The sequence below is a fragment of the Wolbachia endosymbiont (group B) of Rhopobota naevana genome, from assembly GCF_947250615.1.
Classification (GTDB): Bacteria; Pseudomonadota; Alphaproteobacteria; order Rickettsiales; family Anaplasmataceae; genus Wolbachia.
This window is the reverse complement of the sequence record NZ_OX366333.1, coordinates 1,022,060-1,036,802: the sequence shown is the minus strand read 5'-3', so window position 1 is coordinate 1,036,802 and position 14,743 is coordinate 1,022,060. Positions and strand designations below refer to the sequence as shown.

The following is a 14,743-nucleotide window of genomic DNA, read 5'->3' as shown; positions in this document are numbered from 1 at the left end:
AAGAAATATTCAACTAAAATTCAAACATAGAAAGAAGCATCCCTTTTGTATATCTTTATTTGGTAGTATTAACCTGTATAATATTTATGATAAACATCTCGATAAGGTACCAGATAGCACAAAAAGTAAGGAGCTGGGGGTTAAAACAAAAATATACCCTGAAAAACTTAGCAGAAAAGGCAGGCATAAACTATCATACACTGCTAAGATATGAGCAAGGAACATGTGGCATTCCAACTGAAAAGCTAAAAGTTATAGCAGAGGTGTTATCAATTCCTATTAGAAATCTCTTTCCAAGACAAAAAGTACTAAAAGAAAACAGTTGTTTTGATAAAGCTAAGATCCAGGAAATGTATAATTTCATAGAAAAATACAAAAGAATAGAAGGACGCAAAGCAATTTATGCATTAACCAAATCTATCCGAACTGAGGAAGAAAGTAATATAAAAGCAGCAAGAATAAAAATTGCAAAGGATCTAGTTAAGGTAGGGCTTGATACTGAGATTATCTATCAAGCAACAGGCTTATCAACCGAAGAATATGCTGATAAAGAGAGATACGAGCCAAACAGAGGACAAGAGATAAAAAAGTGGAAGAGGCTATACGCAAGAAGAATTAGCAAAAAAGCTTAATATAGGACCCTCACAGATACATCACTACGAGCAAGGGAGTGTTACGATTTTAAGTGAAAGGTTATGGAAAATAGCAAGAGAATTATCAGTGGATGTTGAAGATTTGATAAAGGAATATAAAGAAAATGATTGCAAAGATGGTGAAGCAGAAAATGAATTATTAAGTTGGGCAAGAGAATATAGAAAAATTGATAATCAAGAATCACTAGATGAACTGAATATATGGGTAGAATTTTTATTGCAAAGAAAGCAAATTTACAAAGAGAAGATTGATAAAGTAGAGGAAATGAAAGTTGCAAATAATTTACTCAAGTTAGGTTTTTCTACTGATGTTATTTCTAAAATAGTAACAACTTCTTTTACATAAAGAATTAATTTTCAATTAGATAAAATAAGCATCTATTAATATCTTAATTTCTTGATGAAAAAATAAGTAAAAAAGATTGAAAAATTGATTTGACTTCACTCGAAAGCTATGGCCTTATGCCAATGCTGATAAAAAACAGCAGTAAATAATTAAAAACAATTTGTTATTAACGAGGAGTATATTTTATGAATAATGGTAAAAAACTTACAGAAGAAATTGAGAGAGTACTACAAAGGGTTCTGTCGCATTTGTAGGGAAGTAGAAAGAAGAATGATATAATTGTCTAAAAAAAAAGCAAAGATGTTTCGTATCAATCAAAAATTGTTGCCATATTTCAAAGGATTTAGCTTTTCAGCGGATGTTATCTGTATACATGAAATGTCGATTCTCTTTGAGCTATCGAGATTTGGAAGAAATGATGAGTATAAGGGGAGCAAAATGCTACGTTACAAAGGTGGGTTATCACCACTGATAGATGAGGCAGTAAGGAAAAGAAAGAAGCAGGTTGGTAGTAGTTGGAGAGACTTACATTAAATTAAACGGTAAATGGGTTTATTTATATACTGTAGACTTCCTCTTGTGTGTTAGTAGAGACAAGTCTGCAGCACTTGCATTCTTTCGTAAAGCCTTCAGGAGTAACTATCTTCCTGAGAAAATTGTAATTGATAAAAGCGGCAGTAATACTGCTGCTCTTGATGATTTGAATGCAGAAATTTCTGAAGATTACAGTTCTTCAAATAAAATATCTAAATAATATTGTTGATAGATTTATCAAAAAACTAATAAAGCCAATGCTTGGGTTTAAAAGCTTCCATTCCGCCAAGATTACCATCACAGGCATAGAAAATATTCGTATGATTCAAAAAAGACGAATTATTAAAATAATGTTTCTACTTTTGAGAATTTTGCTATGTTAATGGCTTCATAACTCCTATAATCCCACCTTTAATGATCTTCTTTCCTATGGTTTATAGATTCGACAGAACCGGAAGGGCAGCTGAATGATACAAGGCAAGGTCTAACTGATGAAGTAACTCAACAGAAACAATCTGAAAGCAAGGATGAAGAGCTAAATGAAAAATTCTTGAAAGCAAAAATTTATAGTAAAAGGCAAGGTAATTATGCTTCTGTTTCTTTTGTATTATCTGGAGCATTTGCTGTTGGTACAAGTCTAACAATGGTTCATTTAGCAATGTGTGTTTCGCTTGCTGTAGCTGCATTAACTTTTCTTGCAGTAGGATGTTACTGTTCTTATAACGCAAATACCGCACTTAATAACGTTGAAATCGAAAATGGTAGTTATAGAATAGCTGCTTGAGTATTAATTTAAATATTCTTTATTGCTAGTTTTATATCATCACTTTAATTTGGTTGTATTTTACTAAAAAAACTTTAGATTTATTTTATAATCGATACTCAAATATGATTTGGAATTTATTGCAGACAGGGCAAAAGGAAGGCTATAAAATTGCGTATACCAATGCTCGTATTATTGACCCGGAAACTAAACTTGATATAAAAGGTTCATTATTGACTGAAGGGGGTAAAATTGTTGATTTTGGCGAATCATTATTTTCAACAAGTGGAGTTGATGAAATAATAGACTGTAAAGGGCTTGTTCTAATGCCAGGCCTTATTGACATTCACGTACATTTTCGTGAACCAGGTCAAGAGCATAAAGAAACTATACATACAGGCAGCAAATCTGCAGCTGCAGGGGGCGTTACAACTGTAGTTTGCCAGCCAAACACTGTTCCAGCGATTGATAGTGTTGTCTTCGCTAAGTATTTGAAATATAGAGCATTTGAAACTTCGCATGTGAATGTTCAATTTTACGCTAAAATCACCACTTCGGAAGAAAAATTAACTGAAATGGCACTCTTAAAGGAAGCAGGTGCAGTTGGGTTCACCGATGATGGTATGCCAGTTATGAATCCAATGATTATGAGACAGGCACTGCTTTATTCAAGTATGCTTGGTGTTCCTATTGCTCAACACGCAGAGGATTTGAATCTATCTGCTGGTGGCGTAATTAACGAGGGTAAGATTTCTGAAGAATTGGGAGTAAAGGGAATCTTGAGTGCATCGGAATCGGTTATGGTAACTCGTGATATACTGCTAATGAAGAACATAGAAAATGTACACTACCATATTTTACATGTCTCTTCAAAAGATTCACTTGATGCTATTAAACGTGCAAAAGATTTGGGATTAAATGTTACGTGTGAAGTAACTCCTCATCACTTTACTTTAACTGAAGATATAGTAAAACAACACGGAGCAATCGCAAAAATGAACCCGCCGCTTCGCACTGAAGAGGATCGTTTAGCTATGATTGAAGGTTTAAAGACAGGTGTGATTGATTGCATTGCAACCGATCATGCTCCGCATGATCTTAGTTCTAAAGATCTGCCACTTGAAAATGCTGCATTTGGTATTATTGGCCTTGAAACAATGCTGCCCCTTTCACTTGAACTATATCATAGTGGACAAATGGGTCTACTTGATGTGCTTGCAAAATTGACATATAAGCCTGCAGATATCATACATATGCCACGTGGCCGCATACAGAAAAACCTTGTAGCGGACTTAATTTTAGTTGATTTGGATCATGAATGGGAAATTAAAGTTGACAACTTTGCTAGTAAATCAAAGAATTCGCCTTTCGGTGGACGCAAAGTGAAAGGGCACGTAGTACGTACCGTTGTGTCTGGCAAAACTGTATATTTACAGAAGAGTTAGTTATTATACAATTGTGCTCTCAATTTCAATCAATTGTAAAGATTTAATATAAGTGGTAAAATATAGCCACTGAATAAAAAATATATGCTAATTAGTACGACATCGGAACTGGAAAATGCATGTAAAGAATTGATGGAAAAAGATCCAAAATTTATAGCAATTGACACGGAGTTCATTAGAAATAATTTAACCTACTACCCAAAATTATCGTTAATTCAAATTTCTTACGGAGAGAAGAGTTTTATTGTAGATGCATTAGTGCCAGAAATTGATTTATCATTCATTAAGAAAATGATGCTAAATCAGGGAATAATCAAAGTGTTTCATAGCTGCCGGCAGGATATAGAATCCTTACTCACTGTGTTTAAATGTGTTCCCACTCCTATTTTTGATACCCAAGTTGCTGCTATGTTTTGCCATTATTATCATGACTTTATTGGTTATTCAAAAGTAGTAGAGCAATATCAAGGAATAGCACTGGATAAAATTAAAGCTAAAAATTCAGACTGGTTAAGGCGTCCATTGTCTGAGGATCAACTAGACTATGCAATAAACGACGTGGTATATCTATATGATCTATACCAAATATTGTGCAATAAACTTGAAGAAAGTAATAGGATGAGTTGGTTTCAAGAAGAGATGGAATTATTGGTTGATATAAATAAGTATTTGCATAGTCCAAAAGATGCATGGAGGAGGATTAAATTTAACTATGAAGCAAATCCGAGGCTAATGTTAGTTGTTAAAGCAGTGAGTGAGTGGCAAGAGACTTTAGCACAACGCTATAACATCAATCGTAATAAAGTAATTAATAATGCTGTAATAATTGGTCTTATTGAAAAAAATGTGGAGCGTATTGACGAGGTTTTAGATGATCTTGAGAGGAACACAAAAAATATAAAAGAGGAAGATTTATTAGAATTTATGAATATTTTCAATGAGAATGAGAAGGAGTTTGTGCAGCAAAATTATACTCTGTCAGATAATTATGATAAATCTGTATTTGATATACTCTCGATTATTTTAGAGAGCAAATGTAAGGAAAATAACATATCAAGAAAGTTAGTTTCATCAAAAGATGAGTTAGCTGGTTCAATATCTGGGCAGATAGATAAACTATTCAAGGGGTGGAGATATGATTTTTTCGGTAAGTCAGTTGAATCATTTTTGAACGCAGGCTCAAGGTTTGAGATTTTAATGGTAAAATCTGCTGATAGTACAGCTAAAATTCGGAGTAATCTGGTGGAGAATAACTGTTGCTAAAGTAACTTAGATTTATCGACAATCGTCATCCCGCTACGTGTTAGTGGCTAAGAGATACCGCGGCGGTATGACGGTTAAGTAGGGTGTCATCCCAAGTGCCCAGACACTGGGATCCAGGAAAATTGATTGTAAACGAGCAAACATTTTCGATAAAATTACCAAAAAGCTAGATCCCAGTGTCAAGCACTGGGATGACAGGAGAGGGAGGCTACTGGGATGACAGCTACCCTGACAACCGTCATCCCGCTGCTTGTTAGCGGCCAAGTGACGGTATGACGTAAAGCTACGTGTTTAGGTTTAATGAATCCACTATTTTTTTTACTTGAGAAAAAACATTTGCGCTGGTATCGATGATGAAATCACTCATTTGCCTTTTTTCTTCAATAGGTAGCTGAATACTGGACATTAGATTCAGCTTTTCTTTATCCATATTACGCTCACTGAGCCTTTGAGCTTGTACAGCGCTATCTGCATGGATAAAAACAATAAAATCGCAATATAAACGGAATCTTGTTTCCAGCAAGAGTGGAATGTCTAGAACTAGAGATTTTCTATCATTTTTTTTCTCCTGAGCAATAAAAATTGCTAATTCACTCTGCACAGCAGAATGCACTAAAGATTGAAATTGCTTCCAATTTTCATCGTAGGCCAAAAAATATTTAGACAATACTGCTCTGTCTATTTCACCATTTACTATCACCCCAGGAAATTTTTCTTCTGCATAACTTATTATGTTTTTGTCCACTTTATAAAGCTGGTGCACGACAGAGTCAGCATCAAACAAAGCGGCACCAAATTCTTTAAAGCAATTGGCTACAAAGCTCTTTCCAACTGCAATCCCACCTGTTAAACCTATGATCATATAGCAAAATTCCTTGTAAAACTATATTTATAGTAGCTGCTATGTCTATTTAAAACTGAATTCATGCGTATCAAAAGAAAAGCTATTATTTTTTTAGCAATTAAGTAAAATAGAGTGAAAAATTAAGAGGAGATTTTGAAAAATAAGATAAAAAAGATATTGATTTCAGGAAAAGAAGTGTGGCCAATCATCGAGGGCGGTAAAGGTATTGCAATTAGTGATGGAAGGTCAAGTGGGGCATTTGCTGCAGCGGATGCTGTTGGTACGTTTTCTGGTGCAAATGCTAAACTTATCGATGACAATGGCGAGCTGGTACCACTAATTTATAAAGGCAAAACAAGAAATGAAAAGCACGAAGAGCTAATTAAATATAGCATTGAGGCTGGAGTTAGTCAAGCAAGAATAGCAAATGAAATATCAAAAGGCCATGGGAGAGTACATATGAATGTACTTTGGGAAATGGGGGCAGCAGAACAAGTGCTTCATGGCATATTAGAAAAAGCAAAAGGCTTAGTTCATGGCATCACTTGCGGTGCTGGTATGCCTTACAGACTCGGAGAAATTGCAGCTAAATATCAAGTTTATTATTACCCTATTATCTCATCAGCACGCGCTTTTAAAGCGTTATGGAAACGTGCTTACCAAAAAATATCTTCTTTTTTACTTGGTGGAGTAGTATACGAGGATCCGTGGCTTGCTGGTGGTCACAATGGACTAAGTAATAGTGAAGATCCGGAATTACTACAGGCTCCATTTGAAAGAGTTGCAGAGCTTAGATCTTTCATGAACGAAGTTGGTCTTGCTGAAACGCCAATTGTTATGGCAGGGGGAGTGTGGCATTTGAAGGATTGGGAACATTGGTTTGACAATTTACAAATCGGACCAATAGCTTTTCAGCTTGGTACTCGTCCACTTTTAACAAAAGAAAGCCCGATTTCTACAGAGTGGAAAAAGAAGTTACTTACTTTAGAAGAAGGTGATGTATTTTTAAACAAATTTAGTCCAACAGGGTTTTACTCATCTGCAGTAAGAAATAACTTCATACGTGAGCTACAGGAGAGGAATTCACGTCAAATAAAATTTTCGGAAAGTGCAAGCGGAGAGTTTAACAATGAATTTGCAATGGGCAGCAGAGGTAGAAAGATTTACCTTACTGCACAAGACAAAGAACTGGCAGATAAGTGGACTCAGGAAGGTTATACAGAGGCAATGAAAACTCCAGATACAACTGTTATTTTTGTGACACCAAGCAAATTTGCGGAGATAAGACAAGATCAAATTAATTGCATGGGATGTTTGAGCCATTGTCTGTTTAGCAATTGGAAAGATCATGGTGACCATTCAACAGGGCGAAAGCCAGATCCACGGAGTTTCTGTATACAAAAGACACTGCAAAACATTGTACATGACGGCAATGTTGAAAATGAACTCATGTTTTCTGGACACAATGTTTACAGATTTAAGCAAGACCCATTTTATGAGAATGGCTACGTACCGACAGTAAAAGAATTGGTGGAAAGGATATTAACTGGGTATTAGGGTATGGTTGAATTGACAAGAAAACGTTACTCTGTTATAATAATTCTTTATTAATTTAATCTTAATTCTGGGGGAATTTTTATGCGTAGTAGTGTTTTAAAAAGGTATGCACTTGCCTATATAAAAGAAAATGGCAGTGACAATGGTGTTCAAGAATTTTTACGTTCTCGTGGTATGCAAAATATTGAGAACTGGAGTGATAAAATTTTTGAAGATGCGTATAAGTAATTTAAGCTCAGTAATCTAACTAATGAGCAGAACAGTACAGAATATGATAGAAGCAATAGGCAACAAACTACAGGCCCTCAAGTCACGCACGTACATATAAACGATAATAGAGGTTTAGATTTTTGGGATTATTTACTACTTAGCAACCTGTTTGGTGGTCGTACTACAGTTATAAATAACCCTGGTTTTGATACTGTTGGCTACCAAAGCAGAGAAGATAAGAAAAAAGACTCAGAAGACAGCAGGAAATTATTAGCTTTAGGGATAGTAGCTGTAGTTGCGTGTGTTGCTTTCCATGCTTTAATGTGTGTTTGGTACAACAGCAGCGAAAAAACGGCTAGAAAGTCAGAAAAAATAGATTATCTAGATAGTCAACTTAAAATGTTCAGAAATATAGAATTTGCAGTTGGTGCAATTTCTTTAGCAGCTTTGATAGGTTGCGCTATTAACCCAGTCTTACCAGTTTGGGGTTTAGTCATTCTTGGCATTAATTCTCTTGTGTGTCTTGCTGGTGGTGTGGCTTTTCATATGAAACATAAGAAAGAGTCAGAAAATATTAAGAAGGCTGAAGAAGCGGTAGATAGCTATCCTGGACAAGGGCGTAGTTGTGGAGGTTATGATTCACCACCACCTCCTTACCCTAATACTGTTTCAAGTGCTCCTTCTTATGATAACACCAGACCTGGTGGGTTGTTTTCTCATTCTAATGCGGAAAAACATTCTGGAAATCATGGATGTAATGTATGAACATTGATTTTAGAAGGTAAATTGTACAGCAAATAGTGTCATTCCAGTGCTTGACACTGGAATCCAGCTTTTTTGTAATTTTATTGAACATGTTGTATAGTCGTTTGTTTACAATTAATTCTTCTGGATCCCAGTGTCTGGGCACTGGGATGACATTTTTGTGTTTGAGGCAAAATCTGCTATAATATTTAACACACTGCTTTCACAGACGAATGTTTGTACAGTTGTGAAGTTATGGACAACAATATCATAGCAACTCAAACGTAAGTTACTCACATTATACCGCTGCAAAACGCAGCGGTATAATGGCTTTTCAGATTGCTTGTACGATAGGATATATATTGATTTTTATTACTAGTGCAGATACGATAAAGCTTTAAACAGTACAAAATGGAGCAATTTGAGAGCTTTTACATCACTACGCCAATATATTACGTAAACGACAAGCCACATATCGGCCACGCATATACTTCCCTTATCTGTGATGTTACAGCTAGATTTATGAAATTAGCTGGAAAGAACGTCAAATTTACCACTGGTACAGATGAACATGGACAGAAAATTGAAAAAGCGGCTAAGGTAAAGGGAATAGAGCCAAAAGAATTTACAGATGAAATAAGTGTTACGTTCAGAAAATTGGCTGAGCTAATGAACTTTGATTATGATGATTTTATTCGCACCACAGAAGAACGTCATGAAAAAGCAGTTATAGCTTTATGGAATAGGCTTGAAGAGAGAGGGCAAATATATCTGGATTCTTACTCAGGTTGGTATTCAGTTCGTGATGAAGCGTTTTATCAGGAATCAGAGTTGATAGATGGCAGAGCACCAACAGGTGCTGAAGTTCAGTGGATAAAAGAAGAGAGCTACTTTTTTCGTTTGTCAAGTTGGCAAAATAAATTACTAGAGTTATACGAAAATCAGCCGAATTTCATCTTTCCTGAGAGCAGAAAAAACGAGGTGGTATCGTTTGTAAAATCAGGACTTACTGACCTTTCGATTTCTCGTACTAGTTTTAATTGGGGAATAAAAGTACCAGGGAATGACAAGCACGTAATTTATGTTTGGATAGATGCGCTCACTAACTATCTCACATCAATAGGCTTTCCTAATATAGAAGATGAGGAATATAAGAAATTTTGGACAAACTTCTTCAACGTTCATGTGATCGGTAAAGACATATTGCGTTTTCACGCTGTATACTGGCCAGCGATCCTCCTTGCAGCAGATTTATCACTGCCAAAGCAAATTGCAGTTCATGGTTGGTGGCTGAACGAGGGGGAAAAAATATCCAAATCCCTTGGTAACGTTATAGATCCAATTGGTCTGGCAGAAGAGTTTGGTGTTGATCAACTACGCTATTTTCTCCTTCGGGAAGCAAGTTTCGGTCAAGATGGTAATTTCAGTAAGAAGAACATGATCAGCCGCATAAACTCAGAGCTGGCAAACAATATAGGCAATTTAGTGCAAAGAACAATTTCATTTCTGCACAAGCAATGCTTTGGAGTTGTACCAGTGGTCGATCGCAATTTGCTTAAAGATGATGAGAGTTTACCAAATTGCAAAGCCATAATTGATCAAGTAATGGATCATCTATCAAAGTATGAATTTAACCAGATTATACTCCTGATTATCAATATCTCTTCCAAGGCCAATGCTTACATAGATAAAAGTGCACCCTGGACACTCAGTAAAACCGATAGAGAGCGCATGGATTTAGTAATCTACAAATTACTTGAATACATTAGAATGATTGGCATTTTGCTGCAGCCAATTGCTCCAAAGTCAGCAAAAATGATACTCGATCAGTTGCAAATTCCAAAAGAACAACGTGATTTAAAATCTCTGTGCAACGCATGTGTAAGCTTAGGCATTACACTGCCTAAACCTACGCCGATTTTTTTGAGGATCGATATTTAAAGAATCCTTAGTAAGCCGTTACAAGACTAGACTGAGTTGGCCGTTCTGTAGTTAGCCTTTTTAATTCAACAGAGTCAAAAAAAAGGTTCTGTCGAATCTATAAACCATAGGAAAGAAGATCATTAAAGGTGGGATTATAGGAGTTATGAAGCCATTAACATAGCAAAATTCTCAAAAGTAGAAACATTATTTTAATAATTCGTCTTTTTTGAATCATACGAATATTTTCTATGCCTGTGATGGTAATCTTGGCGGAATGGAAGCTTTTAAACCCAAGCATTGGCTTTATTAGTTTTTTGATAAATCTATCAACAATATTATTTAGATATTTTATTTGAAGAACTGTAATCTTCAGAAATTTCTGCATTCAAATCATCAAGAGCAGCAGTATTACTGCCGCTTTTATCAATTACAATTTTCTCAGGAAGATAGTTACTCCTGAAGGCTTTACGAAAGAATGCAAGTGCTGCAGACTTGTCTCTACTAACACACAAGAGGAAGTCTACAGTATATAAATAAACCCATTTACCGTTTAATTTAATGTAAGTCTCTCCAACTACTACCAACCTGCTTCTTTCTTTTCCTTACTGCCTCATCTATCAGTGGTGATAACCCACCTTTGTAACGTAGCATTTTGCTCCCCTTATACTCATCATTTCTTCCAAATCTCGATAGCTCAAAGAGAATCGACATTTCATGTATACAGATAACATCCGCTGAAAAGCTAAATCCTTTGAAATATGGCAACAATTTTTGATTGATACGAAACATCTTTGCTTTTTTTTTAGACAATTATATCATTCTTCTTTCTACTTCCCTACAAATGCGACAGAACCAACCCCATAGCGTGACGAATGAAGCGTTTTTTAAGAAAATCTGAATTTTCAACTACCATTAAACCAAGATTGCTCAGAACTTTAACGCAAAGTATTCTGTTGGAAAATATTCTATTTAGTCCATCAGTTGCAAGTGCCATAGTAAAATTATCAAAGTATCTATCACGTGAAATTTTCTTCAATAGATAATTACTGCCAACATCAATGCCAGAGGATTTTGCAGCAGTTATTTGTCTAATAACACTCTCTACATCTCTCATTCCAAGGTTAAGTCCTTGACCTGCAACTGGATGGATTGAATGTGCTGCATCGCCAATAAGCAAAATTCTGCTTTTATGAAGCTTTCTCGCAAAAGTAAAACTCAAAGGGTAAGATTTTCTTTCACCCTCTAATTCAATTTCTCCCAAATAAGAACCAAATCTTTTTTTGAGTTCTATGATAAACTCCTCTTCAGATAAGCTCATCAGCATTTTTGAAATTTCGCATTTTTCTGTCCAAACTATTGAAGAAGTATAGCCACCTTTCATTGGCAAAATTGCAAATGGACCACCAGGAAAAAACCTCTCTACAGCTAAGTTTTGGTGATGTAGTTCATGTTTTACATTAAATACCATGCTATTTTGTTTATAATCAAATTTTATTATTGTTATAGAAAACAACTCTGGCAGCTTAGAGTTTTTACCTTCAGCGCAGATAAATAGCGATGATATCAATTTTTGATCATTATCAAGAGTAACTTCCACGTATCCTTCGTCACAAGCGATTGTTTTATAGAAACGTGGAGAATATATATTGAGTTTATGCAAAAAATTATTATTAATTGCATTCCATATAATAGCGCTCTTGATTACATAACCCATTGGCTCTTCACCAACCATTTTATGGTCATAATGAACAGTAAATGGGCTATCTCCATCTAATATGCATATATCAAGTATTGGTTCAGCTTCATCTTCTAAGAACTGCCAAATTCCTAATTTTTCTAGTATTTTTTTTGACCCTTGAGAAATAGCAAATGCTCGATTATCATCAACTGCACGTGGTAAACTATTTTTCTCAATTACGGCTACAGATACAGAGTCATTACTCAGGCCAATAGCAGTAATAAGACCAATTAGCCCACCACCTGAAATGATTACATCGTAATTCATTTTATTTACCTAAAATTACATTTTATTCGTTTTGAAAATAGTTTAAACAAACTTTGTAGATGCTGGACTTCTTATCACTACCTTAGTATACCTCAGATTAGTAATAAAGTATTAATTATTTCATGCTAAAATAGGTTTTATTTTATTAAAGGAAACAGCTTATGACTACAGATTGCAAAAAAGAATTACTAAATTGCATTAGCAAGTACAGAGAAGAACTTGCAGAAAATAAAGCAGCAATTAGACAAACTTTAACTAGCGATAAAATTAATATAAGCGATTACTTTTATCAGGGTGATAAAATCTGTAACAAAGAGTTGTTTAACATAGGAAGTGAGTGTCAAGATACAAAATATGGTAGTCGACAAGAATATACGTATGATGAGTGGAAGGAAAAAATTGAAAAATCTCACGCTAAAGATTTTCTAGGGATGTTACAAAACGAAGTAAAAAATAAAATATCAAAGAGTCTTGAGGATTATAAACAGTATCATGAAAATGCTACTGAAGCTATAAAAAAAGAATTAGACATAGATTCGAAATTAAAGGCAATACTCAAAGAAAAGCAACAACCAGAAACTGATGAAACTCGAGCATATTATGACGTTATACGAGGTTTATATGAAAATGGAGACATGCACTCTCAACTAAAATGCAATGATCTTGATTGTTTCAATAGAACAATAGAAGATAATCTATCTCAAAAACAATCCGAGCTAGCTGCTATAAAGGATGACTTTTTGGATAATACGCAAAATATTTTTCAACATATTCAAGTTGAAGATAGTATTTTTTAGAGAAATAGGGAGTGTTAAATAAACTGTGTCAAATCGCATTTTTAGTTCAACTCGATTTTTAACCTACCAGGAAAAAAGATATCAAGTTGAGAGATAGTTAAAGCCCAATCATGTATAGGCATAGTCCATTTCTCTCCTGCCTTCTTTATAGCACAATATACCTGTTTATGCAAGGCATTTGTGCTGGTAAATGAGCCCTTAGTTTTAGTAAATTTTCTGATCTGTCTATGTAACCCTTCAATAGGATTTGTGGTATAAATTAACTTTCTTACAGGGCCGGAATATTTAAAATAACTAGACAGATTTTCCCAATTATTCTCCCAAAACTAAAGTATATTTTTCTCCCCATTTTTCCTCTAGCTCAAGTAAATAATTCTCGGCTATTTCTCTACTTGATATGTTTTTTTCAAATCATTCATGAAAACTTTTGCTCGATACATATTTCAGTGAATTTCTTATCTTATGTACTATACATTTCTGCATTAGGAAAGACGCTATTTATAGCTGTAGGAAAGCTTTTTAACACAAGCTATCAGAATATCATCTACTCCTCTCTCCTTTAGGTCATTTAGTACTCCCAACCAGAACTTCACTTTCAGCCAAATAAAAACCCAAAACTTCTTTTCTGCCATTTTGCTAATATGTTATACATACATTTGCTTACACAATGCCCGTCCTCCTTGACCTTAAAAAACCATGAACACTATTGGATATACAGATTGCAGCGGACGACTGCGCCATTCGTTGATTACTGGTAGCAATTTGTCAGTAATACTTGATATCTCTGCTGCAGATATTTTATATTTCTTCTACATGCGATGCTATATCCCATGCCACTGGCATATGTACTTAAAACCTTTGCTTCAAGTTCGGTTGTTTGCCTTTTTCTGACTACTTGTGGCTCGAAACTTCCTTCTCTATCTCTTGGTGTCAATAGTTCAAATACTTGTCCGTAAAGTCTTTGAATTTCTTCGGTTGTTTTCTTCGCTTTCAGCCGACAAATGGTTTTCTATCTCGCCTTCCCTCTAGCAGTTTTTTGATAAATGGTGTTAATGCTCCATCTCTTCCTGTCAATGGTCTTCCTTCTCGTATAGATGATAAGATATTTGTTTCTAATTCTTTATAGTCTACCAAACCGGTAGTTGTGTTTGCTTGACTCATTGTCAAACCTCCATTTTTTTATCAATTTATTACTTTACTTCTCGGTTTGACACAGTTTATTTAACACTCCCGACAAGTTCTAATCATTAATGTTATACACGTTCTTTTCTTTTTCTATTCTCTCTTGTTCTTCAATACAATACATAGCAAGCGGATTAGCTTTAAGTCTTTCGACTCCTATTTCTTCTCCCGTTCCATCGCAGTAACCATAAATGCCTAATTTTATTTTTTCCAACGCCTCCTTAATTTTTTCTTTTCTATCTTTTCGGCGCTTAATTAATTCTCCATTTTCACTATCAGAATAAATACTACTATCTTCTAGATCTTGTTTCTCCAGTTCAGAGAGTATTGATTGTAACTTTAAGCTAAAGTATTCCAGTTGTTTTACGTTCATATATTCTTCATTTTCTGAAGGAACGTAATCTTCCGGTAACTTTATTTTTATTAATTTTTCCATAGCATTATCAATAAAATATATTAAAACTTATATAACTTATA

The 14,743-nt window shown here is 34.8% G+C and carries 12 protein-coding genes and 4 pseudogenes; 11 read left to right on the top strand and 5 right to left on the bottom strand.

Annotated features, from left to right (window positions below):
• The first annotated feature begins 86 nt into the window (after positions 1-86).
• From OOL01_RS05005 to OOL01_RS04980, 6 genes and pseudogenes are all read left to right on the top strand, one after another.
• On the top strand, positions 87-632 hold the full coding sequence (locus OOL01_RS05005; protein ID WP_264686464.1) for a helix-turn-helix domain-containing protein: 546 nt from the start codon (positions 87-89) through the stop codon (positions 630-632).
• Between the two features lies 1 nt (position 633).
• Positions 634-999 (top strand): transcriptional regulator, encoded by a 366-nt coding sequence (locus OOL01_RS05000; protein WP_319803547.1) that lies wholly within the window; start codon positions 634-636, stop codon positions 997-999.
• A 300-nt stretch (positions 1,000-1,299) separates the two neighbouring features.
• Positions 1,300-1,927, top strand: a pseudogene (locus OOL01_RS04995) (IS6 family transposase).
• Positions 1,928-2,038: 111 nt separating this feature from the next.
• Positions 2,039-2,317 (top strand): annotated as a pseudogene (locus OOL01_RS04990) (TomO hydrophobic C-terminal domain-containing protein); the annotation flags it as partial.
• 104 nt (positions 2,318-2,421) lie between these two features.
• Positions 2,422-3,741 (top strand): dihydroorotase, encoded by a 1,320-nt coding sequence (locus OOL01_RS04985; RefSeq protein ID WP_264686463.1) that lies wholly within the window; start codon positions 2,422-2,424, stop codon positions 3,739-3,741.
• Between the two features lie 84 nt (positions 3,742-3,825).
• Entirely contained in the window at positions 3,826-5,004 is a 1,179-nt protein-coding gene (locus tag OOL01_RS04980) for a ribonuclease D (RefSeq protein ID WP_029237687.1), read from the top strand.
• Between the two features lie 283 nt (positions 5,005-5,287).
• On the opposite strand, the gene coaE is transcribed toward OOL01_RS04980, so the two are convergent.
• Complete coding sequence (gene coaE, locus OOL01_RS04975; protein ID WP_264686462.1) at positions 5,288-5,866, bottom strand: dephospho-CoA kinase; 579 nt, start codon at positions 5,864-5,866, stop codon at positions 5,288-5,290.
• 135 nt (positions 5,867-6,001) lie between these two features.
• Here coaE and OOL01_RS04970 point away from each other — a divergent pair, with 135 nt between their 5' ends.
• The 4 genes from OOL01_RS04970 to metG all read left to right on the top strand — a co-directional run bounded on the left by OOL01_RS04970 (position 6,002) and on the right by metG (position 10,300).
• Positions 6,002-7,405, top strand: a complete 1,404-nt coding sequence (locus OOL01_RS04970) for an NAD(P)H-dependent flavin oxidoreductase (protein WP_264686461.1) — start codon at positions 6,002-6,004, stop codon at positions 7,403-7,405.
• 81 nt (positions 7,406-7,486) lie between these two features.
• Positions 7,487-7,633, top strand: a complete 147-nt coding sequence (locus OOL01_RS04965; protein WP_264686460.1) for a hypothetical protein — start codon at positions 7,487-7,489, stop codon at positions 7,631-7,633.
• 303 nt (positions 7,634-7,936) lie between these two features.
• Positions 7,937-8,380: a DUF1129 domain-containing protein gene (locus OOL01_RS04960; RefSeq protein WP_264686459.1), complete on the top strand. Its 444-nt coding sequence runs from the start codon at positions 7,937-7,939 to the stop codon at positions 8,378-8,380.
• Between the two features lie 390 nt (positions 8,381-8,770).
• A complete protein-coding gene (metG, locus tag OOL01_RS04950; RefSeq protein WP_264686457.1) occupies positions 8,771-10,300 on the top strand; it encodes a methionine--tRNA ligase in 1,530 nt (509 codons plus the stop codon).
• 143 nt (positions 10,301-10,443) lie between these two features.
• On the opposite strand, the pseudogene OOL01_RS04945 reads toward metG, so the two are convergent.
• Both OOL01_RS04945 and ubiH read right to left on the bottom strand, forming a co-directional pair.
• Positions 10,444-11,071 (bottom strand): annotated as a pseudogene (locus OOL01_RS04945) (IS6 family transposase).
• Positions 11,072-11,117: 46 nt separating this feature from the next.
• A complete protein-coding gene (ubiH, locus tag OOL01_RS04940) occupies positions 11,118-12,287 on the bottom strand; it encodes a 2-octaprenyl-6-methoxyphenyl hydroxylase (protein WP_264686456.1) in 1,170 nt (389 codons plus the stop codon).
• 161 nt (positions 12,288-12,448) lie between these two features.
• Between ubiH and OOL01_RS04935 the strand changes: the two genes are divergently transcribed.
• Positions 12,449-13,084, top strand: coding sequence for a hypothetical protein (locus OOL01_RS04935; RefSeq protein WP_264686455.1), 636 nt, complete (start codon positions 12,449-12,451; stop codon positions 13,082-13,084).
• Between the two features lie 41 nt (positions 13,085-13,125).
• Here the strand turns inward: OOL01_RS04935 and OOL01_RS04930 are convergent.
• A pseudogene (locus OOL01_RS04930) lies at positions 13,126-14,245 on the bottom strand (IS256 family transposase).
• A 79-nt stretch (positions 14,246-14,324) separates the two neighbouring features.
• On the bottom strand, positions 14,325-14,702 hold the full coding sequence (locus OOL01_RS04925) for a TraR/DksA family transcriptional regulator (RefSeq protein WP_007302671.1): 378 nt from the start codon (positions 14,700-14,702) through the stop codon (positions 14,325-14,327).
• Between the last annotated feature and the right edge of the window lie 41 nt (positions 14,703-14,743).

Coding starts and splice junctions, on each gene's coding strand:
- OOL01_RS05005 (WP_264686464.1), top strand. CDS start 87: ATGATAAACATCTCGATAAGGTACCAGATAGCACAAAAAGTAAGGAGC.
- OOL01_RS04985 (WP_264686463.1), top strand. CDS start 2,422: ATGATTTGGAATTTATTGCAGACAGGGCAAAAGGAAGGCTATAAAATT.
- OOL01_RS04980 (WP_029237687.1), top strand. CDS start 3,826: ATGCTAATTAGTACGACATCGGAACTGGAAAATGCATGTAAAGAATTG.
- coaE (WP_264686462.1), bottom strand. CDS start 5,866: ATGATCATAGGTTTAACAGGTGGGATTGCAGTTGGAAAGAGCTTTGTA.
- OOL01_RS04965 (WP_264686460.1), top strand. CDS start 7,487: ATGCGTAGTAGTGTTTTAAAAAGGTATGCACTTGCCTATATAAAAGAA.
- OOL01_RS04960 (WP_264686459.1), top strand. CDS start 7,937: ATGTGTGTTTGGTACAACAGCAGCGAAAAAACGGCTAGAAAGTCAGAA.
- metG (WP_264686457.1), top strand. CDS start 8,771: ATGGAGCAATTTGAGAGCTTTTACATCACTACGCCAATATATTACGTA.
- ubiH (WP_264686456.1), bottom strand. CDS start 12,287: ATGAATTACGATGTAATCATTTCAGGTGGTGGGCTAATTGGTCTTATT.
- OOL01_RS04935 (WP_264686455.1), top strand. CDS start 12,449: ATGACTACAGATTGCAAAAAAGAATTACTAAATTGCATTAGCAAGTAC.
- OOL01_RS04925 (WP_007302671.1), bottom strand. CDS start 14,702: ATGGAAAAATTAATAAAAATAAAGTTACCGGAAGATTACGTTCCTTCA.